Origin of the sequence: Marinobacter sp. 1-4A (genome assembly GCF_016597725.1) — a bacterium.
Taxonomy (GTDB): Bacteria; Pseudomonadota; Gammaproteobacteria; order Pseudomonadales; family Oleiphilaceae; genus Marinobacter.
Map to the genome: position 1 here is coordinate 171,227 of NZ_VCGY01000001.1, position 24,476 is coordinate 195,702.

Below are 24,476 nucleotides of genomic sequence, written 5' to 3' on the forward strand. Positions count from 1 at the left end.
TCCCTGCTCGTTCTGGATACTGACCAACTACTGAGAATTTCCCCGGAGATCGGTTTTCGGCCCCAACAAGTAAGTCCAGGTTTCGGTCATCGCTTTGCCACCCATACTCAGAATGCCTCTCAATGTGAGCAGTTTCTCAGCGGGCGGTTTTGCGAGGATCGACAAGCGCCACACATCGGTGGCTTCGATATACTCAACAAAGTGCTCAATGACCTCAACACCCTCGCCACCGCTAACCTGACTGACAACAGCGGCATCCGGGCGAAGCCCCGAAAGATCACCACCCTTGAAATCAACAATCAGTCGCAAGACCTCAGCAGAGTCACCTTTTGCTGTTTCTGTTCCGACAAAAGTGCGCACGGCGCGGGCGTTTGGCTGCGCCGTGATGTCTGGTTCACCAAAAGCTACAGAGTATTGCAGGCGACGACTTTCGCCCGCTTGTACTTTCGCCGCTGGCTTAAAAAAAGCGACAATGTTGTCGTTAGACTCTGCACCCGAAGGAATCTCAACAAGAACGACCTCGCCTTTTCCCCAGCCTTCACGGTTTTTGCCAGCGGGCTTTACCCACATACTTGGCCGCTGATCGTAGCGGGCTTCGTTATCTTGAAAGTCACTAAACTGACGGTCTCGCTGCATCAGACCAAAGCCGTCAAGCTCTTCTACATGGTGATAACTCAATTGCAGGTCTGCCGGGTTAACCAAAGGGCGCCAGAGCCATTCGCCCGTTTTGCCATCATTGATCAGCAAGCCGTTGGAGTCATGAACTTGTGGCCGCCATTCCCCTCGTGGGCGTAGCGTATTGTCCCCATAGAAAAACATCGAAGTCAGAGGCGCCTGCCCTAGTTGCTCAATATCATCCCGGAAAAACAGTTTTGCCGTTACGTCCATTTTCGTGCTTTTACCCGGTTGAATTTCAAACCGGTATGCGCCGGTCAGGCTAGGTCCATCAAGCAGACCATAAACCACCATTACATCGCTATCTGCCTTGGGGCGTTCCATCCAAAACTCTGTGAACGCCGGAAACTCCTCTCCCGAGGGAAGCCCCGTATCAACAGCCACCCCCCGCCCGGACAGCCCGAAATTCTGACCTGCTCCCACGCCGCGGAAATAACTGGCGCCACCAAACACCAAGAACTGGTTTTGCGTACCCTTGTCAGACAAAGGATAGGTCAACTTGAACCCGGCATAGCCGAGATCGGCAGGAATACGCTTTGCCAGTTCCGGGTTGGGGTAATCGAACTGGGCTTTATCGAAGCTAATAGCGTGTACACCTTCGCTATCAATCACATTGAGCTTGACGGCATGGGAGTAGAAGCTGCCTTGCGGGATCATCATCACCTGAAAGCGCGACTTGCCTGAGCGCCAGAGGCTTTGCTCTGGCTTAAATCGGATAGATTGGTAGTCTGTGTATCCAAGATTTATAAGAAAATCCGGCGCCTTTGTTGGCGGCTCGTAACCTTCTCCAGCCAGTGCTTTGGCTTTATCCACAACACCCTTGAATTCAAACGCCTGAGCTTGCGCAGCAAATGCAGCCAATATTGCGCAGGACGATAAAAATACAGTCAGCCGTGATCCAGTCATAGCAGAGTTCCCTGAAAGCCAGTCTATAAATGTAACACCAGCTACATGACCGGTCTCAAGTGACATCTTGGTAAGGGGAACGGTAAATAGCGCTCTGAGCGAGACGTACGCTGGCGATCAGATACCAACTGAAATGGACAAAGAGAGATCAGGGCTGGTTGGCATTAAAAGAGCAGTGTTGGAGGCGTTAAGCATTTGCCCGACGCTTAAATCTGCGCGAAAGTCTCTGGAATACAGCTGAAATGAAATTTCACCCGTACTCGTGCTGCCAAACCGGTCAGACTGTGCCGCGGAATATGGTGCCCAACCTTGCAATAATGACAGGGTTATGGACGAGTTGAGCTCAGATGCAAACGGCCAATGAAAGCCCGGGCTGCGTGCATTCATTTGCAGTAAACCACCCTCGATAACGCGCACAGATTGGCCATTAAATCCGCGCATTAGGCTTGGGCCAGCTACAACTAAATACTCGGATGATGGCAAATCTTCCGGAGCAAACTGATAGCGCCCGCTGAGCCCCATATTCCAACTTAAAATTTCACGGCTCAGGGACACTGCCACCGCAAGTTTATGGAAGCTATCCGAATCACTATCATAGCCGGCGGAACCGACCGTTTCTTCGGAATCCAACCCACCAATAGCCGTCAATGATGTGGTGGCATAAACGCCACCGATCAGTTCGCGTGAAGCACTGCCTTGAAACCCGAAACTAGAAAGCGTGTGGGACGAATCCTCAATCCATACAGCGTCTTCAAAGGCGCTACTCTTGCCACTGGTATGGGAAAATACACTGCCCACTTCAATCCCTTGCCATGACCAGACCGAACGCTTGCCGGTCAGTTTAAGGTTACGTCGCTCCCCACGTGCGTCGTAGCGCTGCCCTGAGCCATTCACGGCGCCGGAATAGTCCCGATTTTCAAGGTCAACACGAAACTCGCCACCCGCCAGAGGAAAGGAGTAACGCAGCGCCAGTGTTGTGGATTCGGCACTGCCCTCGCGTGCGACTGAATCGCTAAAATCAAGACCTAGCACGTGTTGGGACCAGATCAGGTTATTGCTCGTTACATTGAGCCGACCATCTGCCCTATCGCTGTTTTGGCTAGAGTTGCCGGAAAACTCGAGGTGAGAAGCAACATATTGGGTGACCGATTGAAGAAGGTCAGCCGGGTACAAATCCCACAAAGGAGAATGAGCCCGGGACTTCATACTGTTCGCTGAAGCCGACCCGGCAACAATGACCCAAACTAAAGCCGTCAACAGGATCAGTCTCACGCAAGCCTCACTGAAGTAAAAAACCAGAATGACGATTCCTTTAGGAACCGCCTAATTACCTTAAAAAAATAACACCGAATACGCCACAGCAAACTTCCAAAAGTTACAATTTTAATGTTCTTAAAAACAGTAGGTTATAGCGACATTTACAGAATCTGCTTTAGCTACACAGTGCATGTCCTCAGAAAAAGCCAGATTAAATAGTTGATTACAAAATCTAGTGAATGTCGGTTGCCCTCTCCCCTGACGCGTAGAACTTGATAAACTCGGCAGATTCCATGGAAACCGCCGGACTGCAGAACCGTCTGGCCGGCTCAGAATCCAGACTTAAAGGACGAATGTGATGATCAAAAAATGCCTTTTCCCCGTTGCAGGCTACGGCACTCGCTTTCTGCCTGCGACCAAAGCGATGCCTAAAGAAATTCTGCCCATAGTTAACAAGCCGCTGGTTCAGTACGGCGTTGAAGAGGCAGCCGAAGCAGGCATTCATGAATTCGGGTTTGTTACGGGCCGGGGTAAGCGGGCTATCGAAGATCATTTTGATATGAGCTATGAGCTAGAGCATCAAATTGCGGGGTCTGGCAAAGAGGGTTTACTGACCTCCATCCGTGAACTGATAGATCACAACACCTTCGCATTTACCCGCCAGGTCGAAATGAAAGGCCTTGGGCACGCTATTCTAAGCGGTCGCAACCTGATTGGTGACAACCCTTTTGCGGTGGTTCTGGCAGATGACTTTTGCATTGGACCCGCTGACGGCGAAGACGGGGTTTTGGCACAAATGGTGAAGCTGTATAACCAGTTCAGGTGCTCCATTGTTGCCATCGAGGAAGTGCCTGAAGACGAAACTCATAAATACGGTGTGATCGCCGGTGAGTCGATGAAGGACGGCTTATATCGCATTACGGATATGATTGAAAAGCCAGCCCCGGAAGATGCTCCGAGCAATCTCGCAATCATTGGTCGCTATATTCTCACCCCGGATATATTCGAAATTCTGGAGCGTACGCCAGCGGGTAAAAACGGTGAAATTCAAATTACCGATGCGCTGTTGGAACAGGCTAAAAACGGCTGCGTGCTGGCTTACCAGTTCAAAGGCCGACGCTTTGACTGCGGCAGCATTGACGGTTTTGTGGAAGCCACCAACTACGTGTACGAAAACATCTACAAAAAACAGAAGTAAGCCGTTCATCGGGCGGTGTAGTGCTTAGCCGCCCAGAATTTGCAATATCAAGCGCCGGTTCTCTGCCGTTGTTTTGCGGAACCGGCGTAATAGCTTTGCCTCTTCATCGGATAGCTGAACCCGGCTTATCTCCTGCTCCAACTCGTCCAAAGCTGAAGAAAGATCGTCGCTGTTACTGAAGGCCAAGCCTGGCAATTCGAATTGCCCACAAGTTCCCGGCTCAACCAAATCTAACAAATTTTCCAGCGGCGTTTCTGTTTTTATACAGAAATCTAGCAGTGCTGATATGTCCGGATAAGTACGCTGCCTCGCATCCGAAGCCTCCCAGCTTATAACCTGCGCCTCTTCCACACCGCAGATTTCGGCCACGTCCTGACAGGATAAGCGCCCCGCCTCGCGCATCTGCCGCAACCGGCGGTTGAAAGTCTGCAGGTAACGCATGATATTCGCCTCTGCAAGATTGCCCGAAAAAGTGAGTTAATCTGGAAATGTAACGTACATATAGCTTTATGCACAATGTGCCTATACTGGATTGAACGCAATCACGCAGGAACCTTATGATATCTCAAGTTCTCGATGCCGACGCTGTTTGGAATCTGATTTTACGCGCAGAGAACCAATCGGGCGTGACACTTGCTCACCCCGGTTCCGAAGAGCCAGCACTTACGCTTGCGAGTAACGGCGAGTGGCACCTACTGCAGCCTGCGACAGATGAGGCCTGCGCATTGCTGAGTGTCTTTTTACCCTTATGCCAGCCGCTTTCTACCTCCACGCCTTGGCATGTTATTGGCCAGCTCGGCCAAAGCCTCGACGGCCGTATCGCTACGGTGACCGGGCGCTCCCGCTTTATCAACGGCGATGATGGAATTGTTCATTTGCACCGCATTAGAGCACTGTCAGATGCGGTTGTTGTTGGCGCTGGCACGGCAACGGCAGACAACCCTCAGCTAACGGTACGCTGCACCCATGGCACCAACCCGGTGAGGGTTGTGATAGACCGTAATCGCAGAGTGCCGGAAACCCATCATCTGTTTACTGATGGAGCAGCACCGACTCTGAGATTGGTTGCAGGCAATTACACACCCGGAATCATCGACGGGTTTAGCCAGCAGTCTGTAATTGAGATCCCCTGCTTGGGTAGTGGGACAGCGCCCGCAAACCCCAAGCTCATTCTTGATGTGCTTACCGACCTTGGTTTGAGAAAGATATTTATAGAAGGTGGAGGCATGACCGTTTCATCTTTTTTGCAGTCGGGCTTGCTTGACCGTCTTCATGTGATGGTCGCCCCGATGATTATCGGCAGTGGAAGGCCTGCATTCTCCCTGCCAGAAATTGATTTTCTGGACGATGCCTTAAGGCCATCGTCCCGATTCGTAAATCTGGGCACGGATATGTTGTTTGATTTGGATTTTAGCGTTGCCTTACCGGCGAACTAAATAGGAACAAAAGGCCCGGTAAGCTAGAAAAAAATATGAGCGCACCGTAGGCAACACTCAGCGCTACACCTTGCTCTGCCGGCAGGCCTGCCAATGGCCATAGAATAGCCGCCGCACCTTCGCGGACGCCCCAACCCGAGACAGTCATCGGAACCACCATGCTTAGAAGAAGGAGGCTGCACAAAGCTGCGACAACCGCTACCGAAGGCAAATCGACTAGATAGCCCATGCCTGCCGCCAACACTAGGAACACTGCCAAGTAACTCGCCACCACGAGCAGCGATGTTACTACCTGAATAGGAAAAGCGGGCCATGAGAAGAAGGCCCGAGCGAGATCTCCACGCAGGGCACCGAAGTACCCGTGTACCCGAACCCGCTTGCGCGCCAAAACCCACAGCAAACCACCGGAAACACCAATACCCGCAAGCAGCCAGTATAAAGGCTCCAAAGACCCAAAACCTGCCGGGTTTGAACCCCGTATTCTGCCCGTAAATAATAGCCACGTAAGGCCAATTGCAACCACAAACGCAAGCACGACTTGCCCGGACAACCGCTCGATAGCAACGCCATGGGCCGCTGTTAGCCGATTGTTGTTATCAGCACCATGGCGAAGCGCCCGATTCACATCACCTAGAACCCCACCCGGTAACACCTGATTGGCAAAGGTTGCTAGATAGTATTCTCTAACGGCCTGAGTGTAGGGTATTGGGAGCCCCAAAAGATCGGCGGTAAACCGCCAGCGCCAGGCTGACAAAAATACCTGAATGACGCCCAAAGCCAGCCCGACGACAACTGCCGATGGCGGAATGCGGATGATTTCGACAAACAGTTTTTCGATATCCACAACCAATAAAACCGCCGCGATGACCAGGGCTGTGAACACCCACTTAAAGGCGACTCGAACCCCTGTGCTGCGAAGTAGATTCATGGGGTTTGATTGGGTGTTTTATCTGGAAAATGACTCGGTGGTAAGCCGAGAACGTCCTGATGGGGCACAGTAATTTTCAGCTCACCTGCAAGTAACTGCTGCTTTCTGGTGGCAAACCAGTCTTCCAATTGTTCGCTAAACTCAGGGTTTTGCTGTTTGGCTGCCGTTACCCAACCTGCCATTAACATCTCAGCCAGCTTTGCGTCCTTTTTTGTGAGTTGCCAAGGTGTGTCAGCCACTTGCACCTCATAGCCTTTGGCCTTTAGTTTGTGCGCGAACATAGCAGCAGCATCTGGCCCCAGAGCAGCGCCAGTGCCTTTGTCGCCATGTTGATGCTGATTAACTAACGCTTGCAACCGAGAATCGTATTTGTGGGTCGGCGACAGTACAAAATTACCGGTGTAGCTGAGCACTATCAGAATGGCCACCTGCTTTGATGTCACTTCATCTACAAGCGCAGCTAGCCAGAGTTCAGATACCAGATCAATGAACGCCGAGGCCGTCACAACGTCTGTGTTTGCGGAGATAAGCTCCCTAAAATCCTTTGGCAGTATGCGGCGCTGCTGGGTTTCACAGGCTAGCTTCAGCTGATGTGCCCTATGGGACGCTTCCCGCAGCAGGCTTTCATCTTGGTCAACCAGCATCCACTCCTGCGGCATAGGTAGCGCAGGGGCAAGATAGACAGCATTGGAGCCACGACCTGTGCCGATATCAAGGATTCTAATCAGGCCTTTGCGGTCGCTGCTACCGCTTATTCTCTCACTGACCCATCGCTTTAGCCGCTGTGTGAGCTCGACCGAACGCGCGCCATGATCTGCGGCCTCGCGGGCCTGCAACCATTCGTCGGCGAAGTAGGTCTCGCTGTGGCGCTGTTCAAAATAACTCAAGCCTTTCAGGAACAGACTCGCTGTATCTGCCCAGCTTCTTACATTGCTAGATTCGTTTTCAGCAAATGCACGGGCTTGCGCAAACGCCACCGGATCGCCAAGCCATGCTTTGAGATTGGCTTGTAACGCGCTCGTATCCCCTGCCTTGTACAACCTAACGCCGGGCCTAGCACTGGTATACTTCAGGGCACCGCCATCCGATGAAATGACCGGCAAGCCTGCCGCTATCGCTTCATCAATCACCATGCCGTAGCCTTCATACAACGATGGCATAACAAACACATCGGCTGATTGATACAAGCTGGCAAGTCGCTGAGCATCTACCTCACCCGCAAGGTCAATTCGAGCATTGAGGCCAAGCTCGTCGATCTGCTGCTGAACAATGTTGGCGAAGGTTGAGTCCCGTTCGCAGGAGCCAGCCAGAGTGCAGTACCAGGGCAAATCAACTAACTCCGCAAGCGCCTGCACCAGATGATGCTGAGCTTTGCGCGGAGACAAGTGGGCAACACAAAGAATGTGCGGTACTCGGGCTTGCTGCCTATCTCCCAACGCTTCTGAGATAGCTGGCAACACATTGCCAACTGGGTGTTCTACACCGGGCTCGGCCGTTTGGACACGCTCTGGCCTAACCCCATAGTCTGAGAGCCGACGCGCCGTATATGCGCTGGTTGTGAAAACATCTCCCACGGTTGCCAACGCCAGTTTCTCGCGTTCGAAAAACCAATCTTGTTCACTCTGATTCAATCCGATTTCATCTGCCAAAGGGTGGTGAATGAGAGCAATGAGCCGCAATCGATGTGTGTGTTTGGCAAGTACCTCTGGCATTGCGCTCATGGCAAGCCCGTCGAGAATAACCCGGGAACCTTCTCCCAGCTTTGCAAGCAGGCTATCCACCGCCTGTATTGCGAGGGCATCCGGCTTAGGAAACGCACCCGACACCCCCGTGACCACAGCTTTTGTGCCAGCCTCATTTAAGGCTTCAACCAGCTTCCGCACATACCGGTAGCCTCCGGTGTTCTGGTTCGGGTCGCCCGGCACTATAAAATGCAGGGTTGAATCACAGTGCAGAGTTGAAAAGTGCAGAACTGAATCAGATGTCGGCATGATAACTGGCCCACGCAATGTGCGACTCAGCCAGAGTTACCTTCAATGCACATATGGCTTTTGCTGTCTCGCCTAGCTTGCCTGCATGAATGGCTGCCGACATGCGATCGAATACTTTCTTTGCCATAAATTCAGTGGTGGTGTTGCGGCCCCTTAAGTCCTCAATATCGTCAAGATTCTTCATGTTGAATTCGCTGAGCACTTGCTTAAGCACGTCCGATGCGAGGCCGATATCAATAATCAAATCATCTTCATCAAGCTCTTTGCGTTCGAATGTCATATCAACTAGATAGGTTGCGCCGTGGGTTTTTTGCGCTGGGCCGAAGACCTCGCCGTTAAAGCTGTGTGCGATCATCATGTGGTCACGAACTGTAAGGCTGAACATAATAGGCTCCTCAGTATTTTATGCGATGGCAAAGCGTATCACTGGCACCTGCCAGAATCCGGTTCATGGTTTCAGGCATCTGCTCAAAGGGGGTTTCACCGCTAATCAAGTGATCCAAAACCTCGTGCTGCAACAGTTCTAGGGCTAGCTCAAGGCGTTTACGATGGGTCCATCGCGGTACGCGGGCTGGCGGAAGTTGCCCGACCTGGCTCGATATAAACCGGAGCCTACGGGAGTGGAAACTGGCCCCCAAGGGAACAGAAACAAACTTGTCGCCATACCAGCTCATTTCAAGCAGGGTCGCGTCCTGACCTGCCAACGCAAGCGCAGTATTGAGACCGGATTCGTTACCGCTGGCGTGAACAACCAAGTCGTGCGTATCCACTGACGATTCAGTTGCGAAGCTCAGCCCTAGGGCCTCTGCGATCTTTGCCCTCCCCGGGTTGCTATCAATCGCCGTAACCTGTGTGCCGGGAATACGGCTTGCAAGCCAACTCACAAGAAGTCCCACAACACCCAAGCCAATCACTGCTATACGATCCCCAACGGCAGGCATGGCATCCCAGAGGCCATTAATGGCCGTTTCCATATTCGCTGCAAGAATCGCTCGCTCTGGCGGAACACCATTGGGAATGGGCGTTACTGCACTGGCAGGCACTGAGTAGTGCGTCTGATGGGGATAGAGACAAAACACCGTGCGGCCAACGAGTTCATCCGGGCCTTCAACCACACGCCCAACATTGGCATAGCCATATTTTACCGGCCAGGGGAATGCTCCTTCCTGAAAAGGCGCGCGCATGCGATCAAGCTCGCTTTGCGGAATGCGGCCATGAAAAACCAGTGACTCGGTACCTCTGCTCACGCCGGACCACAGTGTTTGCACAGCCACCCACGGCTCGCCGCTACCTAATGGGCGGTGGTGCTCAGGTGTTTCCCGAATACAGGCTTCACCGGGCCCCGTCACCCAGAAAGCTCTGGGCGTAGGTTGCTCTGATGGTTGGTTTGAATCGGAACTCATCCCGCACTCCTCTAAAACAGGTTTACTGACGTATGCAATAACAGGGTGTGGAAACTATAGTGACTCTCATCTAGTAATACCCATATAGTTATACCCATATAGTCATTCTCACTGGAATTATTCTTACTTGCTTGGCAGCGTTTTGATACCTGAACTAACCGCAAGGCATTGAAACCTATACGCTGGAGCTGTGTTATGGATTTTGAAGGGCAATTAAAACCTTTCACGATACCGCCTTGGGCTGATCTGCTCTGGGGCGCTGCATTTACAGCACTTTGGGTTTCCATTGCTGCACGGCTGTTTTCTTCCCTTATTCCGATATTGGCACTGACGATACTGCTCTACAGCGGCATTTGTTCTGCTGTGGCGGCTCGATGGCCTAAGGACACAGATTTTGGTTGGGCAAATCGAATCACTCTGCTTCGGGGCAGTTTGATTATTGTTTTGGTTTCCGCGGCCCCCTCTATTCCTTCGTTTCCATCATCTGACCACGCTCTCTGGGTTTATGCCCTGGGCGCTCTAACTGCCCTGATTCTCGACGGAGTGGACGGAAAACTCGCACGAATAACTCACTCCTCCAGCCGGTTCGGAGCACGGTTCGATATGGAGATGGATGCTTTATTAATTTTGGGGCTATGCATCGCGGTAGCAATGAGCGGAAAAGCTGGTTTTTGGGTGCTTGCGCTCGGGCTAATGCGCTACCTGTTTGTTGCAGCAGCTTATGCATTGGAATGGTTGAACCGCCCACTACCCGAGAGTTTTCGGCGTAAAACCATCTGTGTTTGGCAGATCGTTACCCTTATGGTTGCTATTCTGCCACCGATTTCACCCATGTTTGCCAGCCTAACGCTGGCAACAGCCCTGTTGTTACTCGCTTGGTCGTTTATCACAGACGTGTATTGGCTTTATGAACGGAGGTTTCATCATGAAACGGTTTAGTATTTTCACCAGTTTGTTGCTGACATTGTTCGCAAGCAATGCGCGCGATGCAACCGCAGAGCCAGCCACTTTTGAAGTGGACGATGAGCATTTTTCTATGGTTTTCGAAATTATGCACATCGGGTATGCCCCGGTTATGGGAATGTTTCGGAAGGTAGAGGGCGAGTTCGTTTACGATGAACAAAGCCGGGAGCTCATCTCCGGCACCCTCAGCTTCCAAAGCAAAAGCGTATTCACCAATCACGAAAAACGTGACAGCCACCTTACCAGCAAAGATTTTCTCAACAGCAGCAAATACCCCGACATCACCTTTACGGTAACTCACTACAAGGCAACCGGAAAATCAACAGGGGTGGTTACCGGAGACCTGAACATGCTCGGACAAACAAAGCCCGTGGAACTGGATGTAACTCTGAACAAGGCAGCCGAATACCCAATTGGGCATGAAGATTACACCCTAGGTATTAGCGCCAAAGCTACGTTAAAACGCAGCGACTGGGGCATGACCTATGGGCTTGACCCCGCCCTAGTGGGGGATGAGGTTAAACTTCGGTTTGGCTTTGAAGCTGTAAAGGATTCTGGGTGGTTTTGATCTACCCGTAGGCACCGCCCATAAGTTTTTCTCATACCAATTTGACGCAATTACGAGCTCACGGACGAGCCAGCCTTCCTTTTTTAGTTCGCTAACTATACATTGTGCAATTGCTGTGTTTTTTTCACTTCTGCTGAAGCTCCTTGCCAATGTTTGATGCTCATAAGTCCGACTTTCTTTTAGTCGCTGTAACTCTGCTTGCCGCAATAAGCTGGATATTCTCCAAAGAAGCTATTTTGTTGATGCCACCCCTGCTCTTTATGGCGTTGCGGTTTCTAATCGCCGGTGGGTTTCTCGCTGTAGTCGCTTGGCGGCCGTTATCACGCCTTAGCGCAGATCAACTAAAACGTGGTGTAGGCGTAGGGTTGGTATTCGGTATCGCCATGAGCTTCTGGGTGATGGGGCTCTTTCATAGCGCCAGCATGGGTGAAGGAGCTTTTTTAACAAGCCTTGGAGTAGTAATCGTGCCCATTGTTGCGCGCCTGATTTTTAAAGAGGCGCAACCTGCGAGCACTTGGCTGGCTATTCCTGTAGCCATAGCTGGGCTGGCCCTGCTATCCCTTCAAAACGGTTTTAAGCCAGAGCCCGGCCAACTATTTTTTGTAGTTGCAGCAACTATTTTTGCTCTGTATTTCACCCTTAATACGCGTGCGGCGAATCAGCGTACGGTTACCAACCGCAAAGGCGAAACCCTTGAAAAGCATCGCATCCCCGCCCTGCCCCTAACAGCCATCGCCCTGCTAACCGTTGGGCTAGTCACTATGGCTGAGTCACTGGTTATGGAGCCTTGGCAGCCAACCTTTAGCAATCCGCCGCCACTTCTGATCTGGTGGGTTCTCGCCAGTGCCATCGTGGGAACAGCCGGGCGTTTTCTCGTACAGACTTATGCGCAAAGCCTATCTACCCATAGCCACGGCGCGGTGATTTTGGTACTCGAACCGGTTTGGGTCTCGTTGTTTGCAGCAGGATGGTTCGGCGAAACCATGGCACCCATGCAGCTGGCTGGCTGTGGGTTAATCTTCACAGCCCTCATTGTTAACCGCTGGAGCGCTCTCAGCAAAGCCCTCAGAGCATGGCTGAGAAAAAGACAAACTGGATAAAAGAGGTTGACCAAAAACGCGGGAATCAGTATATTTCGTCCCCGTTGCAGATCGCAGGACCATAGCTCAGTTGGTTAGAGCGCTACCTTGACATGGTAGAGGTCCCCAGTTCGAATCTGGGTGGTCCTACCACTTTTCAATAAGTTAAGTGGAACCTGCAACCCTACCTGCCTTGTTGTATGTACTTTCCTAACATCCACTCTTGTACAAAGCTTTTCCTTCGTAAACACGTCACTTCTATGCTGACGACATGCTCAAATGTGGAATCTACATCTGCTTACCCACGAAGGCGAAAACCATCGCCCGTCAGGTTGTGAACAACATAAACGAGCGAAGCATCTAACGCGTCAAAAACTGATTTGGCTATGAAGACTTACTTTTGTTTTTTACTGTAGCGGCGTGAGAGACTCAAGCTAACAAGCCCCACGCCCAGCAACGCAATGCTAGCTGGCTCCGGCACATTCACCGAATCCAGACCCACAGTGGCATACTTGATCGTACCCCCAGCGGTTAGAAACTCACCAAGACCGTCGCCGTAAAAGGTAACGGTTGAGAACGTATCTGTGTCGTTAATCGCACCAATGAAAAATGCATCATTATCACTGCCAAATCCCGCAGCAATAGCGGGGTTGTCGCTATAGCTGTTGGCTGTGCCGACTTTTTGAGCGCTGTCTCCGCCGAAAGCAAGAAACAGGCTTGAACCATAGCAACAGGTGCCCCAGTCACCAACCTCAAAGCCCAAAGCGTTAGTGGCGCTGTTAAACGTGAACGTGATACCAGACTCTTCAACAGGATTTTTCGGGCTAATGCCAATCATCTGCCCGGTCGAGCCATCCGTTTCTGGCGAGAAAATCCCGGAGTTGGATCCATCAGTCTTGCTGATCGTGAAATCCGCAAAGCTCCATGAATTACGAGCAACATAGTCTAGGCCGGATAGTGTAAAGCTGTTTACGGAAGCCCCTGCTCCGGTGACCGTGCTGTCAAACTGAGTTTGGCCAGCCGTGATCGTGTCAAAAAAAGTAACGGGCACGGCTGTTACGGGGGATGCAACACCCAGTGAAAGTGCACCGGCCAAAACGGACTTGATCAAACTATTTTTTAAGGTGGGACTCATTTGAAACCTACTCTGTGTAGCCCATTTGAAACGGGCTTAACCTCTGGCATTCGGGCTAAGAATCTGAGTTTTAGGAGCAAAAATCCGGAGTCGTTAGCCTGAGCATTAATTAACTATTGTCAACTTTACACAACGTTACAGACAAATTCAGTCCACGCTCACTAATATTGCAATGTTTCACATTGCTACCCTCTCTCACCTCGCTGGATTTACCCGATATTTACAGGTTTTCGATGTAAACCCACGGCTAATTATGAAATCATCAGCTTAGCTGTACAGCTATGGTTATTTTAATAGGCGAGAGAGGAATAAGAAGCATGCGTAAATCTGGATTTTTTATGGCTTTGGCACTGAGCGCTGCCGTCGCAACCCCCGCTATGGCACAACTGGATGTGGAAGATCAGATTGAAACCCGGCAGAGCGCATTTACGTTTGCCGCTTGGAACATGGGCAAGATCAAGGCTCAGGCAGTTGATGGCAGTGTTGCTTACAACGAGCAGCAAATGCTTGCCGCAGCAAACGCCATTGCCTCAGTAGCAAACTCTGGTTTAGGCAGCCTGTTTGGCCCCGGTACTGCCAACGACAAAAATGACAACACAAGGCTATTGCCTGTGTTTTTTGATAAGCCTGAAAAAGCCCGTGAAGTTGCCATCGGCTTCGCCCAAGCGGCAAACAAGCTTCAGGAAGTTGCCGCGAATGGCGGCGGCAAGAACGCTCTCGCCGCACAATTCAGTGAAGTAGGAAAATCTTGCAAGGCTTGCCACGATGAGTTCCGTGCCGAGTAAACCTTAGCCTCCAAAGGCTCCCGATCGTCGCCGCTTACCAACCCAAGTCAGGGGGCGGTGGCGGAGGGGGCGGCAGCAAACCACCACTCGCGACCCATATCGCAAACGCGGCGACTGCCACTGCAAAAATAAACGCCACGAGGCCACCACCGGCTCGCTCCTTGTTCTGTATTCCGCTTACGTCCTTACGCCCGCTAACCATTGGTGCAATCAGGTTATCTTTCTTAACCAACGTGTAAAAAAGAACGCTGGCAATATGTAATGCGATCAAGCCATAGATAACCCATTCGGTTAGTTTATGCCAAGACGTAATGGTATCACTCCATTCAGACGACACTGCTCGGTAGAGTGGTCCGTTGAATGCGATAGCGTCTGACGCAAACAGCCCTGTAACTGCTTGAAAGCCCAGCAAACCCAGCATAGCCAACACTGAAAGCGCGCCTAAGGGATTGTGGCCTACGCCTTGCCACTCACCTTTTAGATACGCCGAGATGGCAGAGGGGCCGGGAACAAACTGCAAAAAACGCGCGTAGGTAGAGCCAACGATTCCCCAAACCAAGCGAAAACTAATCAAACCAACAATAGTAAGACCAAAGCGTTCGTGCCACAGCATCCATGTGCCGCCAAGACTAACTGTTACCAGAGAGCCCGTAACAGCAAGTACAAGAAGCCAGTGAAAGAGTCGCGTGGGCAGGTCCCATAGGGAAATTGACTTCATGTATACCCCTTGTAAAAACTGACATATCCAGACCGATTACCCGAACCATACCCGTTTTGCTTTATACTGCCCACCGAAGTTCGCATAGCAAATAGTCATGTACCAAATGAAAGGTTTATTCAATGCGTGTGGTAATCCGTTATTTTTTCCGGACGTTACGTCTCATTTTGACGCCCTTTGTACTCCTGAGCGAAAAGCTTGGAGGAGGAAAGCCGCTACAACGCAGCGCGGAAGAGCAAAAGCAAGTCGATGCCGCCTGCGAGCAGTTAGCTCTATACCAATTTAAAACCTGCCCGTTCTGCGTCAAAGTACGGAAGCAAATTGCACGACTTAACCTGAATATCGAGAAGCGGGATGCCCAGCATAACCCGACCCACCGAGCCGAGTTAGAACAAGGTGGCGGTAGTGTAAAAGTGCCTTGTTTGCGGATCACGAACAACGATGGCAGCGACCAGTGGATGTACGAATCCGGTGATATCAATGCTTGGCTGGAACAACGCTTTGGGCAAGTTGGCTGAACCAGTACTTCACAGAAGCGGGGTCGCCCTGATGCACCAGCACTGGTTCAAAAAGCGGCGTAGCCCCTATCTGTCTTAGGTCTGAAGCAACCTCGATACCAAAACAGCAAAAGCGTGGGTAGCTACGATCGCCTAGTGCGAGCACTGCATACGAGCAGGAGGCAAAGCCTTGCAGAGCGTGGCTAACCTCCTGCCAAGCGCCCCCTGTTCTCGGCGCATCACCATTTCCTGTGGTGCTGGCAACAATCAGCAAAGCGTGAGCAGGTACTTGGGCCGACGCCAGTTCATTGAGCTCAATCAACGATGCGCGCATTCCTTCTTTCTGAATCAACTTGCATGTCTGCTTAGCAAACTGACGAGCAGTGCCTGTCTCGGTCGCATAAGCCACGAGGTAGTCTGACTCTCTCGCGGTATCGCGACACTGTTTTAAAGCGGTTTTTTTATGGAACCGCAGCAAAACAAGGGCATAACCAACCATCATAGCAGCGGCGACAAATTTTCGATCAGCCGCCACTCCATCGCTAAACACGACGCAAACCACACCGCCACACAGCACTGCGACAACCGGTTTTACCCATGATTTCACAATGGCAACACCTCAAGCGTTGCATTGTAGCTCATGCGTCTTTTTGCATTATCAAGCAGCTTGCCTGACTGCTCCAATTCAGCTTCGAGCCAGTACATGCCCGGCTCTTCCCATTCAACAAAGATGCGGCCCTGCGCATCAGTTTGGAGCTGTATTTCATCAACTTGATCACGGTAACGAATGCCACCGCGAATAACGACTACATTGAGATTTGCCGCAGGGTCGCCGTCTACCAGAAACTGAAATTCTGATGTTTCGCCAACAAACAAGTCATTGGGGTGTGTAACGGGAACCATTTCTAAGCCAACGCCTTTTGCTTCGAACGTGCGGGTTGTTGGAGCCCCTTTGGTTACGAAAACCTGCATGAGCCTATCGATCTCAAACAAACGCAAGTCCTCAGCTTCAGCTGGGATCTCTCCCATTTCATCGACACCGCCCCGCCACCGAACGTTTTTACCCTTATGTTTGTATGCACCAAAAAGGCCGTTGGTGCGAATTTCGAATGTATAGGTACCATCTCTGGTGAGTTGCGCATCAAATACCGAACGGTACTTTCCAGATGCCTTGTTCTGCGCCTCCAATGGCTCCCCTTGGGGATCTAGAATCTCTAAGTGTTCAAGGCCCAAGGGGTGATGTTCGAAGTAGAAAAGACTGTTTGAAATTGCGCCATCCATGGTTACCCAAGCTGTATCACCTGATAGCACCGTGGCTGAAGGTAACATCCAGGCCCGATGTGCAGAAGCCTCAGAAGCCACCCCCATACTTGCCGCTATCAATGCCAGTGTCGTTAACTTTTTAATGTTCACTAAATATCTCCAAAATGCTCAGGGTTGGACTGTCAGTTTTACGCGGCCAAGCTCATTGCTGCCTTGCTGCGAGGTTTCAATGCTTGATTCAGCGGGCCACTGAAATGGCAGTTTTAGAAGCTCCCGCCCGCCAACTTCTCGCGCCGCTTCCACAACTAGTTGGTATTCGCCTGCCGGCAAGCCATGGATAGCTTGAGATTTGTTACTAAAGGTCAGTTCGTAGGTGCCTGCGAGCCTTGTGGCCCCGCTAAGCCCATCTACCGGCATGCTCAGCTGTCGCCCACTTCTCCGCCACCATAGCCGCAGATCTTTGAGCCACTTGCTCCCCTCGTCATCACGCATGTCGTGGTCGTACCAAAGCGCGAGATTTCGCTGATGCTGCCCTTTGCTGTTCTCAATCCATATCGCAACGTAGGGCTTATGGTATTCAGCTACATTGAGCGCCGGAATTTCGACGTCTAGCACCAAGTCTTCCGCCCCAACGCAAGCGGAACCAAGCACTAACAAAAGCGATGAAAAGCTCCTTGATAAGTTCATAATTGTTCCTTAGTGCACAAACAAAACGGCCAGTAATACCGGCACAAGTACGCCCGCCCCTACAACCGGCCAAATTTCCGCCCGTTCTCGGGAATGTATCCACAAAACACAAAACCCGGTCACGCAGAAAACTATACAAATGACCGCAAATAGATCGATAAACCACACCCATGCAGCCCCTGTATTACGCCCTTTATGCAGGTCATTCATCCAGGCAATCCAGCCTCTGTCGGTTGCCTCGTATATTAGGTTGCCGGTTTCAAAATCCACGCTCAGCCAAGCATCGCCGCCTGGCCTGGGGCTGGATACATAAAGTTCGTATTCTGACCACTCCAACGCACCTCTAGTGATTGCGATTCCGTGCTTCTCCTTGAGCCACGCGCTTAAAACCTTTGGCGTTTGTCCGCTCTCTTTACTTTCCCAACTGATGAGCTGCTGTACCAATTGCTCGGGAACATGATCTTCAATCAGGGTCACCTCCGGAATCGAGGCAATCTGGCCTGCGTGATTGAGAGTTATGCCCGTAACCGAAAACAACATCATGCCGAACACTGCCAGCGCTGAACTGATCCAGTGCCACTGTAAGCAGAGCTTCAAATAACGGCCTCTTTTCGGAGCCCGAAGGCCATTTTCATCGTTGTTAGGGGTGCTTTTGGGTAAGGCGCTAGCAATCTTGCTCATGTTAAAAACGAGGCTCTCAGGCGGCACTTCATGAATATTTCAGGCGGAGATTATGTCAGTTCTCATTAGCTTTCAATTACCATTTACGTTTAATTTACATATCCATTTGAGAATAATTGCTATTGCGTTTATCGTGGTTTTTACATATATTGCGCTCCCACCTAACTAGAAACTCCATAAGATCAATACTTTGCAAAGGGCTCTACTCTCGTGAAAAATTTCTCCCCAACGTCGCTGGCAATAGCAGTATCAGTACTTTCAAGTCAGGCCGCTGCTCAAAGCCCCACCGAATTGGCGCCCATAGTGGTTAGCGCCTCAGGTATCGAGCAAAAAGTAACCGATGCGCCAGCTTCAATTACTGTTATCACGAAGGGGGAGCTCGACAAAAAACCCTACGTAACTCTGCTTGATGCGGTACGAGGAGTTGAGGGCGTCGATATTGGAGAAACAACGGACAAAACCGGACAAGGCGGTATTAGTATTCGAGGTATGGGTGCGGACTACACCCTGATTCTTATCGACGGCAAACGCCAGAACAACGTGGGAGACATCTACCCAAACAACTTTGGTGGCAACCAGTTCAACCACATACCTCCCAAAGAAATGATCGAACGGATTGAAATTATTCGGGGGCCAGCATCCACTCTGTACGGAGCAGACGCGCTCGGTGGTGTTATCAACATTATCACCAAGAAAATCGGCGACAAATGGACGGGCTCTCTTTCGCACAGCCAAACTCTCGAAAGCAACAGCGATTTTGGCAATGATGATACAACTGAGTTTGCGATAGCTGGACCACTGATTAAGGATCGTCTTGGCCTTAGATTACGAGGCAGCCTGTATAACCGTGATGCATCACATCCTCAGTATACTCCCAGGGTGGATCCAAACGGAAACGAGGTACCACGGGAATTGGGCTATGGCAGCGGCGGCCGCACCGTAGATAATGAGAACACGAACTTGGGCGCGCGCGCAGACATTCGCATTGCAGATGGGCAAGACCTAATCCTAGACTTCGAGACGTCCAGCCAAACCTACGATAACAATCCTGAAGATGGCAATAACCCCCTTGGCACTACCGACAGCGTGAATCGCTTGCCCCGTGCCGGATATGCCCTAGACCAAGAATTTAATCGCGAACAAGCTTCTATTCGACATCAAGGTGCTTGGGGCGATACCAATAGTGATATATCACTGCACTACATTGAGACCACAAATGACGGGCGAACTTTACCACTCACCGCCCTAGAACGGTTGGAGTACGATCAACTCATAGAGAACGGTGCAACAGATCAGGAGATTTCAGATACATTCCTGCCGCGGCCCAAACGAGTTTTGGAAACCCGTCAAACTACGCTGGATTTAAAATTCGACTCTCTGATAGGAGATCACCTGCTTGTATACGGCGGCCAATACATTGATGCCGAGATGGAAGACGGCACGTTTGGAATGACCGGCAGCGGTTTTAGTGCAGGCAAGACTCAGCCCCACCGGCAATGGGCCGTTTTTGCCGAAGATAATTGGGAAATTACCCGCACCGTTTCATTGACTGGTGGCGTTCGCCATGACCACCATAATATTTTTGGCGGCAACACGAGCCCCCGTCTTTACGGGAATTGGGATATCACACCTGAATGGACGCTGAAAGGCGGGGTAAGCACTGGTTACAAAGCACCCAAAGCGAGCGACCTGTTTGAAGGTATCACCGGTTTTGGCGGGCAAGGTACTAGACCTTTTGTGGGCACGCCAAGCCTCACGCCTGAAAAAAGCGTGAACTCCGAAATTGCCATTTACTACACCCATCCAGATGGCCATAACTTCAACGCCACCGTGTTCTCCAACCAATTCAAGGACAAGATAGAAAGTGGCGGGGCTATACTGCATTGCGATGATGCAGATGCCAGTTCCGGCAACTGTGTAAATCTAGCACCAGAATGGAACCAATTACTGGGCGATGGCTATGAATTTAGCCAAAAGGTGAATATTGATAAAGCTGAGATCAACGGGCTTGAACTGGCGGGCAGATACTGGATTATCAGCTCACTTTCTATTCGAGGCAACTACACCTATACCGACGCAGAAATTAAAAGCGGCGCTAACAAAGGCGATCCACTTAGCGGAACAGCCAAGCACATGGCTAACGCGACGCTCGATTGGCAGGTGACTCCGGCTTTTAGCACATACCTAACGGCAGAGCTCCGATCCAAGCGCCATACCAGTACACCAAGAGGTTGGGATAGCTCGATTGATTACCCGGAGTTCTACAAGGACTACACCGTCTTGCATCTTGGGGCGAGTTATCAGGTTAGTTCGTATTTGACCCTAAGTGGTCGCATAAACAACCTGTTGGACGAAGATTTCACCAGTTACGAAACCGTATACACCACGGATGATGGCGGAGCTACCTATATCGCAAACTATATTGATGATTACAACATGAAGGCAAAAGCTAGAAACTTCTGGCTATCTGCAACCTTGAGTTTTTAACACGAAGCATTCAGGCTTGCATAAGAAAACGCCCCTCCAAGGAGGGGCGTTTCTATTATGATGCAGGATTTTCTGAGATCAGACTTGGTAAAAATCACGATACCAGTCAACAAAGTTGGCTATCCCCTCTTCCACGCCGGTGGCTGGTTTATAGCCGACATCGCTGATCAAATCATCAACGTTTGCGTAGGTGGCTGGCACATCGCCCGGCTGCATAGGAAGCAGATTTTTTTGGGCCTTTTTCCCGACTCTTTGCTCAATAATTTCTATGAACCGAGAGAGCTCCACAGGGTTGTTGCTGCCAATGTTGTAAATGCGATAAGGGGCCTTGCTGGTGCTTGGGTCAGGCGCTGCGCCACTCCAGTCGCCGTTAGGCTGAGCGACTTGATCGAGAGTACGGACAACACCTTCCACAATATCGTCGATATAAGTGAAGTCCCGTTTGTGGTTGCCATGATTGAACACATCAATTGGTTCACCAGCCAGAATCTTCTTGGTAAAGATAAACAAGGCCATATCTGGTCGGCCCCAAGGGCCGTAGACGGTAAAGAATCGTAAACCAGTAGTGGGTAAACCATAGAGGTGACTGTAGGTGTGAGCCATCAACTCATTGGCTTTTTTCGAGGCTGCATACAAACTTAGAGGGTGGTCCACATTATCATGGACTGAAAACGGCATGGCCTCGTTAGCGCCGTAAACCGAGCTGCTAGAAGCATATACCAGATGTTTCACATCGTTGTGGCGACACCCTTCTAGTATGTTCATGAAGCCAACGAGGTTGGCATCCACATACGCATTGGGGTTTTCCAGCGAGTAGCGCACACCAGCCTGAGCAGCTAGGTGCACGACTCGTTCGGGACGATGCTTTGCGAAGATATCGGCCATCACAGTTCGGTCTGCAACGTCTTCACGTACTTCAGTGAATCCAGCGTGGCCGGTAAGGCGTGAGAGACGGGCTTCCTTGAGATTAACATCGTAATAGTCGTTAACATTATCAACGCCTATTACCTCATCTCCCCGCTCAAGCAACCGGTGCGCCAATTGCGAACCGATAAACCCTGCGGTGCCCGTTACCAGTATCTTCAAGTCTATTACTCCTTTTTAGACATCAGTGAATACTTTTAGAAGACAAGACCCGCGCTGATGAATGGCCCATCGATTTCCACATCAAATTGGTCGCTGCCATCTTCATAATCAACTGCAATCTGGCGATAGCCTGCACGAAGTTGCAACACTGAAATGTTGTACTGCCCGTACACGTTGAAGTCGCGCATGGAATCGCCATCAAAGCTGATGAAGTTACCTTCTGCACCTACAGCCGCTCCGGTAAGAGGCAAATCGACGCGGGCGGCGATATAGCCCATAGGCAAAACAGCGTCGGCTTCTGTGCGGCTTGACTGAGATGCGTTTTGAACGAGCAGCTCTCCGGAGAAATCTCTTATGGTTAACCCCAAATCAAGATTGACCACGTTATCCAAAATTTCGTAGTACAGAGTGAGATCAAGCTGTTCAAGGTCCAAATCCGAGCGCACAGGGCCTGAGCTTACCCCGTCATAGGGGCTGGTGAGTGTGCTGCGGCCGCTTTGTTCGATCAGTGTGTAAGCCAAACGTACATTCGGCAGAACCGGTACGGGGTGTTCCACATAAATGCTGGCGTTCGCGTTGCCGTCGTCCTTCAAACGCAACTCGTCATCCACATCGACCGAATTGCCGCCCGAGGCTGCGTTGCCGGACAAGTTAGAGTCCCAGTAGCCTACGCTGGCACCAAGGCCAACCACATCAGCCTGAGCCAACGATGTAGCCAAAAGAAGAGAACTGCCTACCGCGAGTGTGAGCTTATGCATGGTGCACCTGTGCCGTTATTGTCTGCTTGAATTAATGGCCAATAATCAGTCGAAGTTGATTCCAATGCGGCGACCCACTTCTTCATAGGTCTCGATAACATTGCCAAGACCTTGCCGGAAACGGTCTTTGTCCATTTTCTTTCGGGTTTCTTTATCCCATATCCGGCAACCGTCGGGACTAAACTCGTCGCCTAGAACAATCTCATCGCCGCTACGACCGAACTCCAACTTGTAATCCACCAGCAGCATTCCGGCTTCATCAAACAGGTTTTTCAGCACGCCGTTTACCTTGTAGGTCAACTCTTTCATCCGCGCTAGTTCGGCCTCAGTGGCCCAATTAAAGCTAACAGCCAAGGATTCGTTCACCATTGGGTCGTGCAATGCGTCGTTCTTGAGGAACAGCTCATAGGTCGGCGGGTTGAGTTCTAGCCCTTCTTCCACGCCCAGACGGCGACACAGGCTGCCCGCAGAAACATTGCGCACAACACATTCCACTGGAATCATATCGAGCTTTTTAACCAGCGATTCGGTTGCAGACAACAAACCTTCGTGATGTGTGGGCACACCGGCCGCTTCTAGTTTTTCCATGATGAACGCGTTAAAACGGTTGTTCACCATACCTTTTCGGTTAAGTTGCTCTTTCTTTTCACCATCGAACGCCGAGGTGTCGTCACGGAAGACAAGAACAAAGCGCTCCGGGTCGTCGGTGCGAAATACGGATTTGGCTTTGCCTGCGTAGAGTTCTTCGCGTTTTTCCATCAGTAAGTCTCCGAAACGGAGGCCTGCACGGCAGGCACCCCTTCTAATCAGTATAGGTAATCAAACAGCTGTGTCAGTAAATCCTCGACACGCCTTTCACCGCTGTAACCCTCAGCCGTTTCAGCCGTAACCTGAACCTGACCTTCGCCCCTCACCAGACTAATCGTATGGGTATGGCGAGGTTCCTCCTTGTTGCTAAACCAACTGAACCAGCCCGGATCGCGCTCATCGGCGGTGCGGAAATCAACAAAGAACCAGCCTTCGCTGCGATTCAAGTCCAGCACCCTAGTATCAGACTCGCTCAGGGCACGGCTTACCTCTGCCCAGGAACGACCGTAATCGAGGTCCATGCGAATGGACTGTGCCTTATCATTTTCCGATACAAGCTTGACTAATGGCTTAGCCACCATCACCGAAGCGGCACGGGAAAAGGACTTGCTCTCTTCACGGGCTTTCATGAACTCACCCAAGTCAGCGAGCAGGCGCTTCTGTAGACTCAACTGATCTGCGGACGGGTCAGAAATTCCCCGCCATGAAATCAGCTCCCCCGGCCACGCAGCGTTATCCTCTGCATTTCCTTCCGAGGTAAGCTTGCGCAGCTGAATTTCAGTGGTTTTACGTCGAACGCCGGGCGCTATGCGAATCTGCAAAATCGCTTTCGGCTCAGCTGCAGTTGCGTCAATTGGTGTGCTGGAAAGCTCTAGAAGTTCACGCGCACGCACGCTGAAATTAGCCAGATCACTTTGCAGCAAGCCCAACTGCGGGTTGTCATAGGCGACACCCAAGCCTTGCTCGTTCATATAAGCCGTTACGGCAGGCCATATACGCCCCGGTACATCGTTTACCAACAACCACGCGCGCCCGTCCAATTCTTCAACCACATAATTCTCTTCGAGAATTTCCGACGTCATATCGGGAGGCCGAGGAAGATCGGACGGATACATCTTGCTGGAGTCCGCGGGCTTAACTTGTCGAATAGGCATAACCTGAGTAAAACGCGAAGGATCGGCTGTTTCCGGAAGAACCAGCTGGTCACCTTCTTTTTCACTCACGTACCGCTCAGAGCGATCCTCCATCAGGCTGCAGCCGGACGTTGCAACGGTTAACAACAGCCCGGACGCTACAACCACATGTCGAAATGCAAAAAACTTACGGGTTCCTGAAAGAACCGGCATCGGCCTACTCTCTGTGTGGGACTTTTTCACGGTTGGTATCA

The 24,476-nt window shown here is 51.1% G+C and carries 25 protein-coding genes and 1 tRNA gene; 9 read left to right on the forward strand and 17 right to left on the reverse strand.

Features of this window, described 5'->3' with window-relative positions; all coding sequences use genetic code 11:
- Positions 1-27: 27 nt before the first annotated feature.
- The gene (locus FE845_RS00690; protein WP_200360865.1) at positions 28-1,581 is read right to left on the reverse strand and encodes a glucan biosynthesis protein G; all 1,554 of its coding nucleotides are present in this window, start codon (positions 1,579-1,581) and stop codon (positions 28-30) included.
- 117 nt (positions 1,582-1,698) lie between these two features.
- Positions 1,699-2,853, reverse strand: a complete 1,155-nt coding sequence (locus FE845_RS00695) for a ShlB/FhaC/HecB family hemolysin secretion/activation protein (RefSeq protein ID WP_200360867.1) — start codon at positions 2,851-2,853, stop codon at positions 1,699-1,701.
- A gap of 343 nt (positions 2,854-3,196) precedes the next feature.
- On the opposite strand from FE845_RS00695, the gene galU reads away from it, so the two are divergent.
- Entirely contained in the window at positions 3,197-4,036 is an 840-nt protein-coding gene (gene galU, locus FE845_RS00700) for a UTP--glucose-1-phosphate uridylyltransferase GalU (protein WP_200360869.1), read from the forward strand.
- 24 nt (positions 4,037-4,060) lie between these two features.
- Here galU and FE845_RS00705 read toward each other — a convergent pair whose 3' ends face one another.
- Positions 4,061-4,477 (reverse strand): helix-turn-helix domain-containing protein, encoded by a 417-nt coding sequence (locus tag FE845_RS00705; RefSeq protein WP_200360871.1) that lies wholly within the window; start codon positions 4,475-4,477, stop codon positions 4,061-4,063.
- 116 nt (positions 4,478-4,593) lie between these two features.
- Between FE845_RS00705 and FE845_RS00710 the strand changes: the two genes are divergently transcribed.
- The gene (locus FE845_RS00710; RefSeq protein ID WP_200360873.1) at positions 4,594-5,472 is read left to right on the forward strand and encodes a RibD family protein; all 879 of its coding nucleotides are present in this window, start codon (positions 4,594-4,596) and stop codon (positions 5,470-5,472) included.
- Here FE845_RS00710 and FE845_RS00715 read toward each other — a convergent pair.
- From FE845_RS00715 to FE845_RS00730, 4 genes are read right to left on the reverse strand one after another with little or no spacing between them, the layout of a single operon-like run.
- Complete coding sequence (locus FE845_RS00715; protein ID WP_200360875.1) at positions 5,447-6,400, reverse strand: lysylphosphatidylglycerol synthase transmembrane domain-containing protein; 954 nt, start codon at positions 6,398-6,400, stop codon at positions 5,447-5,449. The genes FE845_RS00710 and FE845_RS00715 overlap by 26 nt on opposite strands.
- Positions 6,397-8,391 carry a glycosyltransferase gene (locus FE845_RS00720; protein WP_200360877.1) on the reverse strand — a complete coding sequence of 665 codons (1,995 nt, stop codon included), beginning with the start codon at positions 8,389-8,391 and terminating at the stop codon, positions 6,397-6,399. Before FE845_RS00720 ends, FE845_RS00715 begins: the two co-directional genes overlap by 4 nt.
- Positions 8,378-8,776 (reverse strand): 6-pyruvoyl trahydropterin synthase family protein, encoded by a 399-nt coding sequence (locus FE845_RS00725; RefSeq protein WP_200360879.1) that lies wholly within the window; start codon positions 8,774-8,776, stop codon positions 8,378-8,380. The genes FE845_RS00720 and FE845_RS00725 overlap by 14 nt, the downstream gene beginning before the upstream one ends.
- 10 nt (positions 8,777-8,786) lie before the next feature.
- Positions 8,787-9,794, reverse strand: coding sequence for a zinc-dependent alcohol dehydrogenase (locus FE845_RS00730; protein ID WP_200360881.1), 1,008 nt, complete (start codon positions 9,792-9,794; stop codon positions 8,787-8,789).
- Positions 9,795-9,989: 195 nt separating this feature from the next.
- On the opposite strand from FE845_RS00730, the gene FE845_RS00735 reads away from it, so the two are divergent.
- The 4 genes from FE845_RS00735 to FE845_RS00750 all read left to right on the forward strand — a co-directional run bounded on the left by FE845_RS00735 (position 9,990) and on the right by FE845_RS00750 (position 12,557).
- A complete protein-coding gene (locus tag FE845_RS00735) occupies positions 9,990-10,733 on the forward strand; it encodes a CDP-alcohol phosphatidyltransferase family protein (protein ID WP_200360883.1) in 744 nt (247 codons plus the stop codon).
- On the forward strand, positions 10,720-11,325 hold the full coding sequence (locus FE845_RS00740; RefSeq protein ID WP_200360885.1) for a YceI family protein: 606 nt from the start codon (positions 10,720-10,722) through the stop codon (positions 11,323-11,325). The genes FE845_RS00735 and FE845_RS00740 overlap by 14 nt, the downstream gene beginning before the upstream one ends.
- 149 nt (positions 11,326-11,474) lie before the next feature.
- Positions 11,475-12,425, forward strand: a complete 951-nt coding sequence (locus FE845_RS00745) for a DMT family transporter (RefSeq protein WP_200360887.1) — start codon at positions 11,475-11,477, stop codon at positions 12,423-12,425.
- Positions 12,426-12,480: 55 nt separating this feature from the next.
- Positions 12,481-12,557 (forward strand) — tRNA-Val (locus FE845_RS00750).
- Between the two features lie 241 nt (positions 12,558-12,798).
- Here the strand turns inward: FE845_RS00750 and FE845_RS00755 are convergent.
- Complete coding sequence (locus tag FE845_RS00755; RefSeq protein ID WP_200360890.1) at positions 12,799-13,539, reverse strand: PEP-CTERM sorting domain-containing protein; 741 nt, start codon at positions 13,537-13,539, stop codon at positions 12,799-12,801.
- 317 nt (positions 13,540-13,856) lie between these two features.
- On the opposite strand from FE845_RS00755, the gene FE845_RS00760 reads away from it, so the two are divergent.
- Positions 13,857-14,324 carry a c-type cytochrome gene (locus FE845_RS00760; protein WP_227713979.1) on the forward strand — a complete coding sequence of 156 codons (468 nt, stop codon included), beginning with the start codon at positions 13,857-13,859 and terminating at the stop codon, positions 14,322-14,324.
- A 34-nt stretch (positions 14,325-14,358) separates the two neighbouring features.
- On the opposite strand, the gene FE845_RS00765 is transcribed toward FE845_RS00760, so the two are convergent.
- The gene (locus FE845_RS00765) at positions 14,359-15,042 is read right to left on the reverse strand and encodes a cytochrome b/b6 domain-containing protein (RefSeq protein ID WP_200360892.1); all 684 of its coding nucleotides are present in this window, start codon (positions 15,040-15,042) and stop codon (positions 14,359-14,361) included.
- Between the two features lie 122 nt (positions 15,043-15,164).
- Between FE845_RS00765 and FE845_RS00770 the strand changes: the two genes are divergently transcribed.
- Positions 15,165-15,560, forward strand: a complete 396-nt coding sequence (locus FE845_RS00770; protein WP_200360900.1) for a glutaredoxin family protein — start codon at positions 15,165-15,167, stop codon at positions 15,558-15,560.
- Here FE845_RS00770 and FE845_RS00775 read toward each other — a convergent pair.
- The 4 genes from FE845_RS00775 to FE845_RS18515 are packed head-to-tail and all read right to left on the reverse strand — an operon-like array spanning position 15,520 to position 18,170.
- Entirely contained in the window at positions 15,520-16,146 is a 627-nt protein-coding gene (locus tag FE845_RS00775) for a flavodoxin domain-containing protein (RefSeq protein WP_200360902.1), read from the reverse strand. The two genes, FE845_RS00770 and FE845_RS00775, sit on opposite strands and share 41 nt — an antisense overlap.
- Positions 16,143-16,952 (reverse strand): DUF4198 domain-containing protein, encoded by an 810-nt coding sequence (locus tag FE845_RS00780; RefSeq protein WP_200360904.1) that lies wholly within the window; start codon positions 16,950-16,952, stop codon positions 16,143-16,145. Before FE845_RS00780 ends, FE845_RS00775 begins: the two co-directional genes overlap by 4 nt.
- 18 nt (positions 16,953-16,970) lie before the next feature.
- The gene (locus FE845_RS18510) at positions 16,971-17,489 is read right to left on the reverse strand and encodes a DUF2271 domain-containing protein (protein WP_227713980.1); all 519 of its coding nucleotides are present in this window, start codon (positions 17,487-17,489) and stop codon (positions 16,971-16,973) included.
- 9 nt (positions 17,490-17,498) lie between these two features.
- Complete coding sequence (locus FE845_RS18515) at positions 17,499-18,170, reverse strand: PepSY-associated TM helix domain-containing protein (protein WP_227713981.1); 672 nt, start codon at positions 18,168-18,170, stop codon at positions 17,499-17,501.
- 210 nt (positions 18,171-18,380) lie between these two features.
- Here FE845_RS18515 and FE845_RS00790 point away from each other — a divergent pair, with 210 nt between their 5' ends.
- Entirely contained in the window at positions 18,381-20,657 is a 2,277-nt protein-coding gene (locus tag FE845_RS00790; RefSeq protein WP_200360913.1) for a TonB-dependent receptor domain-containing protein, read from the forward strand.
- A 78-nt stretch (positions 20,658-20,735) separates the two neighbouring features.
- Here FE845_RS00790 and FE845_RS00795 read toward each other — a convergent pair whose 3' ends face one another.
- The 4 genes from FE845_RS00795 to bamC are packed head-to-tail and all read right to left on the reverse strand — an operon-like array spanning position 20,736 to position 24,435.
- Positions 20,736-21,743, reverse strand: a complete 1,008-nt coding sequence (locus tag FE845_RS00795; RefSeq protein WP_200360915.1) for an NAD-dependent epimerase — start codon at positions 21,741-21,743, stop codon at positions 20,736-20,738.
- A 35-nt stretch (positions 21,744-21,778) separates the two neighbouring features.
- Positions 21,779-22,501: a TIGR04219 family outer membrane beta-barrel protein gene (locus FE845_RS00800; RefSeq protein WP_200360917.1), complete on the reverse strand. Its 723-nt coding sequence runs from the start codon at positions 22,499-22,501 to the stop codon at positions 21,779-21,781.
- Positions 22,502-22,546: 45 nt separating this feature from the next.
- Positions 22,547-23,260: a phosphoribosylaminoimidazolesuccinocarboxamide synthase gene (gene purC / locus FE845_RS00805; RefSeq protein WP_200360919.1), complete on the reverse strand. Its 714-nt coding sequence runs from the start codon at positions 23,258-23,260 to the stop codon at positions 22,547-22,549.
- Between the two features lie 47 nt (positions 23,261-23,307).
- Complete coding sequence (bamC, locus tag FE845_RS00810) at positions 23,308-24,435, reverse strand: outer membrane protein assembly factor BamC (protein ID WP_200360928.1); 1,128 nt, start codon at positions 24,433-24,435, stop codon at positions 23,308-23,310.
- Positions 24,436-24,476: the final 41 nt, after the last annotated feature.

What these genes read in the sequence shown, in the direction of transcription:
- FE845_RS00765 (WP_200360892.1), bottom strand. Translation starts at nt 15,042, where the DNA reads ATGAAGTCAATTTCCCTATGGGACCTGCCCACGCGACTCTTTCACTGG.
- FE845_RS00760 (WP_227713979.1), top strand. Translation starts at nt 13,857, where the DNA reads ATGCGTAAATCTGGATTTTTTATGGCTTTGGCACTGAGCGCTGCCGTC.
- FE845_RS00745 (WP_200360887.1), top strand. Translation starts at nt 11,475, where the DNA reads ATGTTTGATGCTCATAAGTCCGACTTTCTTTTAGTCGCTGTAACTCTG.
- galU (WP_200360869.1), top strand. Translation starts at nt 3,197, where the DNA reads ATGATCAAAAAATGCCTTTTCCCCGTTGCAGGCTACGGCACTCGCTTT.
- FE845_RS00800 (WP_200360917.1), bottom strand. Translation starts at nt 22,501, where the DNA reads ATGCATAAGCTCACACTCGCGGTAGGCAGTTCTCTTCTTTTGGCTACA.
- FE845_RS00690 (WP_200360865.1), bottom strand. Translation starts at nt 1,581, where the DNA reads ATGACTGGATCACGGCTGACTGTATTTTTATCGTCCTGCGCAATATTG.
- FE845_RS00730 (WP_200360881.1), bottom strand. Translation starts at nt 9,794, where the DNA reads ATGAGTTCCGATTCAAACCAACCATCAGAGCAACCTACGCCCAGAGCT.
- FE845_RS00705 (WP_200360871.1), bottom strand. Translation starts at nt 4,477, where the DNA reads ATGCGTTACCTGCAGACTTTCAACCGCCGGTTGCGGCAGATGCGCGAG.
- FE845_RS00770 (WP_200360900.1), top strand. Translation starts at nt 15,165, where the DNA reads ATGCGTGTGGTAATCCGTTATTTTTTCCGGACGTTACGTCTCATTTTG.
- purC (WP_200360919.1), bottom strand. Translation starts at nt 23,260, where the DNA reads ATGGAAAAACGCGAAGAACTCTACGCAGGCAAAGCCAAATCCGTATTT.
- FE845_RS00755 (WP_200360890.1), bottom strand. Translation starts at nt 13,539, where the DNA reads ATGAGTCCCACCTTAAAAAATAGTTTGATCAAGTCCGTTTTGGCCGGT.
- FE845_RS00725 (WP_200360879.1), bottom strand. Translation starts at nt 8,776, where the DNA reads ATGTTCAGCCTTACAGTTCGTGACCACATGATGATCGCACACAGCTTT.
- FE845_RS00710 (WP_200360873.1), top strand. Translation starts at nt 4,594, where the DNA reads ATGATATCTCAAGTTCTCGATGCCGACGCTGTTTGGAATCTGATTTTA.
- FE845_RS00740 (WP_200360885.1), top strand. Translation starts at nt 10,720, where the DNA reads ATGAAACGGTTTAGTATTTTCACCAGTTTGTTGCTGACATTGTTCGCA.
- FE845_RS00720 (WP_200360877.1), bottom strand. Translation starts at nt 8,391, where the DNA reads ATGCCGACATCTGATTCAGTTCTGCACTTTTCAACTCTGCACTGTGAT.
- FE845_RS18510 (WP_227713980.1), bottom strand. Translation starts at nt 17,489, where the DNA reads ATGAACTTATCAAGGAGCTTTTCATCGCTTTTGTTAGTGCTTGGTTCC.
- FE845_RS00715 (WP_200360875.1), bottom strand. Translation starts at nt 6,400, where the DNA reads ATGAATCTACTTCGCAGCACAGGGGTTCGAGTCGCCTTTAAGTGGGTG.
- FE845_RS00735 (WP_200360883.1), top strand. Translation starts at nt 9,990, where the DNA reads ATGGATTTTGAAGGGCAATTAAAACCTTTCACGATACCGCCTTGGGCT.
- bamC (WP_200360928.1), bottom strand. Translation starts at nt 24,435, where the DNA reads ATGCCGGTTCTTTCAGGAACCCGTAAGTTTTTTGCATTTCGACATGTG.
- FE845_RS18515 (WP_227713981.1), bottom strand. Translation starts at nt 18,170, where the DNA reads ATGAGCAAGATTGCTAGCGCCTTACCCAAAAGCACCCCTAACAACGAT.